The sequence below is a fragment of the Oleiphilus sp. HI0061 genome (genome assembly GCF_001635675.1).
This window is the reverse complement of record NZ_LWFE01001127.1, coordinates 1-3,015: the sequence shown is the minus strand read 5'-3', so window position 1 is coordinate 3,015 and position 3,015 is coordinate 1. Positions and strand designations below refer to the sequence as shown.

Genomic DNA, 3,015 nt, shown 5'->3' with positions numbered 1-3,015 from the left:
GGGTCTAAATACTATCAAGACCTACGGCGCAGGTAAGGACATCGCCTGGAAAGACTGGTCTCACTACATTACACAGCTGATTGATCGCGGCTATCTATCACTCGACTTTTCTCAAGGCAGTACACTGCATCTGACGGACTTATCGATGGCTGTTTTGAAAGGAGATAAGACAGTTCAGCTATGTGAGCCTGTAGATCCAAAAATCAATCAGGTTGAGAAAAAAGTGAACAAGCACGCCGATCTTAGCGAGGCTGAGCATCTTTTGTTTGAGGCATTAAAAGGGCTCAGAAAAGAAATTTCGCAGAAGGATAAAGTTCAGGGCTATACCGTTTTTTCAGATGCAAGCTTAAAAGATATGTCTCGGCTTAAGCCTGGGAACTTAGCCGCCTTCTTGACGGTCAGCGGTGTGGGGGATCATAAGTGTGAGAAGTATGGTGAACCCTTCGTTGCCTTAATATCGAGCTTGGTTGATGAGAGTGATCGCTTACTTATTGGTGGGCCTGTGCGGAAAAAGTTGCCGCCTAAACCTGCGCGTAGTGACTTTACTATGGCGAAACTAGGCGATACGCATCGAGAGACCTTTTCGCTCTATCAGCAAGGGCGGTCACCCAATGAGATCGCCAAAACGAGAGGTTTAAGTAAGTCTACGATAATTAGCCATATATATCGTCTGGCTTTTCATGGGGAAGACGTTGATGTCAGTACGATGATATCGCCAGAACAAATAGCGGGTATTCAGGCACAATGGCTAAGCTTGAACAAGCCTGAACGAATCAAACCAGTATTCGAGGCCTTGGGTGAGGGTTATGACTGGGAGCAGATACGGTACGCGGTATGTTTGAGCGATACAGACGTTTAAGCCTAGTAGCTCTCTATAATGTCATAGTGCAGTTGCCCGCCTTTATTATGGCTACGATATAGGTGAAATTGATTAATCTGGTAAGGCCTGGCGATGGGCTCTTGATTGACGAATGCGTCGATATAGGCCTTATCCATACTGCGCTTACAGCGCGCCAAAGTGATATGTGGGGTGAACTGACGGGAGTCGATTTTGATGCCCGCTTCGCGTAGTGAGTGGCTAATCATTTTTTGCAGCCGAGCTAAGTCATCATTCAGGGCGAGCCCGAGCCATAAAATGTTCTTACTCTTTTTAGGGGAAAAGACTCCGGTTTGAGTGAAGTGAGTACTAAAGGCATTGAATTGGATATTCTGCAGTGCTTGGCTGACCACCTTAGGCTCTGCTTCACCAATAAACTGTAAGGTCATATGCAAGAGTTCAGGGCGAAGTAAGCGAGCGCCCTCAGCTGTTGGCGGCTGATACTGTAACACTTCAGCTTGTGTTGTATTTGATAAGGGGGTTGCGATAAAGAGCCTCATAGCTTTTCCACTATTCATTATCTTGTGAGAAATATCCCGGACAGTCTGCGCCACATGCCGGGCACTTAGCTTTGCCTTGATTCTGCTAGCTAATTACTTTTTCCTTTTATCAATGGCCTCTATACTTATCATTATTGGGGTTAAGTTTGTCAATCTCAATGTGCCGAGTCGATTTCCCTTGCACAAACGGAGGGCTTCACCTATGAATTTGAGTCGTTCTCCTGCCGTGGCAGGACAGTTTTACCCGTCCAACCCGCAGCAGCTGCGCGCTAATATTGATGACTGTATGAAAATCGCCTTGTCGGTCTTGCCAGAAGTACCGGCAGCTCAGCCAAAAGCGATTATCGTGCCTCATGCAGGGTATATCTATTCAGGTGCGGTCGCTGCCTCGGCTTACGCGAGTTTGCTACCCTATGTCGATAAAATCAAACGAGTCGTTCTCTTGGGGCCATCCCATCATTATGGTTTTAAAGGTTTGGCCAGTAGCCACTTCCATAGCTATGAGACTCCCTTGGGAATGATCGAACTTGATTACCTAGCGACCCAAAAACTTGAGCTTAAGGGGCTAGCTCAAACGCTTGACCAGGCCCACCTTCAGGAGCATAGCCTCGAAGTTCAATTACCTTTTCTACAAGCGCTATTAGGCGACTTCAGTTTGCTTCCCTTAGTTGTTGGAGATGCGGATAAGCATCAGGTTGCCAAGGTGATTGATTCCTTATGGGGTGGCGAAGATACCTTGTTTGTCATCAGTTCTGACCTGAGTCATTTTCTGAGCTACGAAGTCGCTAGTAAAAAGGATAGCAAGACTGCCGAAGCTATCGACACGCTTCAGGCAGACTTGATTGAATATGACGATGCCTGTGGCCGAAACCCGGTGAATGGATTACTTCAAATAGCACTAAAACGTGATCTGACGCCGCATCGCTTGGCACTGTGTAATTCAGGTGATACTGCTGGAGATAAAGATAGAGTGGTTGGCTACGGTGCTTGGAGTTTTTCCTAAGCTAGCGTATTTATAAAAGGAGAAAGGCCTTGAATGAACAGCATCAGCAGCAACTGATCGCTATAGCACAAGCATCTATCAGGCATGGTTTAGATCACGGTAGGCCTTTGTCCGTTCAAATGGGTGACTATGATGCTGAGCTAGTAAAAGAGTTTGCCAGCTTTGTTACATTGAAAATTAGCGGAGAATTACGCGGCTGTATAGGTTCTCTTCAGGCTTATCGGCCTCTAGTGCTCGATATTGCAGAGAATGCTTACCGTGCAGCATTTAATGACTCCCGCTTTTCGCCTATGTCACAGAGCGAATACGAGAAACTCCAATATCATATTTCTGTACTAAGCACCCCAGAGCCGATGCAGGTGAATTCAGAGCAAGACTTACTATCTCAACTACGTGTCGGTATAGATGGCCTGATATTGACGTTAGGTAATCGAAGAGCAACTTTTCTACCCTCTGTCTGGGAGCAGCTGCCAGATAAGTCTGATTTTTTAAATCACCTTAAAGCCAAAGCTGGATTGACGTTGGACTATTGGAATGAATCAATAGAACTTGAACGTTACACTGTAGAGAGTTTTGGTGATTAGCCCTATAGATAAGGATCTTATTAAGATAGTATTTATGACTGTTCGCAATTA

At 45.8% G+C, this 3,015-nt stretch carries 4 protein-coding genes; 3 read left to right on the top strand and 1 reads right to left on the bottom strand.

What is annotated here, in order from left to right; translation table 11 throughout:
* Positions 1–859, top strand: an 859-nt coding sequence (locus A3735_RS16740; protein WP_197485915.1) for a helix-turn-helix domain-containing protein, incomplete at its 5' end; no start/stop codon positions are given.
* A 2-nt stretch (positions 860–861) separates the two neighbouring features.
* On the opposite strand, the gene thpR is transcribed toward A3735_RS16740, so the two are convergent.
* Positions 862–1,377, bottom strand: coding sequence for an RNA 2',3'-cyclic phosphodiesterase (thpR, locus tag A3735_RS16735; protein ID WP_068513335.1), 516 nt, complete (start codon positions 1,375–1,377; stop codon positions 862–864).
* A 202-nt stretch (positions 1,378–1,579) separates the two neighbouring features.
* Here thpR and amrB point away from each other — a divergent pair, with 202 nt between their 5' ends.
* Together amrB and amrA are read left to right on the top strand one after the other, a co-directional pair.
* A complete protein-coding gene (amrB, locus tag A3735_RS16730) occupies positions 1,580–2,380 on the top strand; it encodes an AmmeMemoRadiSam system protein B (protein ID WP_068513332.1) in 801 nt (266 codons plus the stop codon).
* A gap of 29 nt (positions 2,381–2,409) precedes the next feature.
* Entirely contained in the window at positions 2,410–2,964 is a 555-nt protein-coding gene (gene amrA / locus A3735_RS16725) for an AmmeMemoRadiSam system protein A (RefSeq protein WP_082880337.1), read from the top strand.
* Positions 2,965–3,015: the final 51 nt, after the last annotated feature.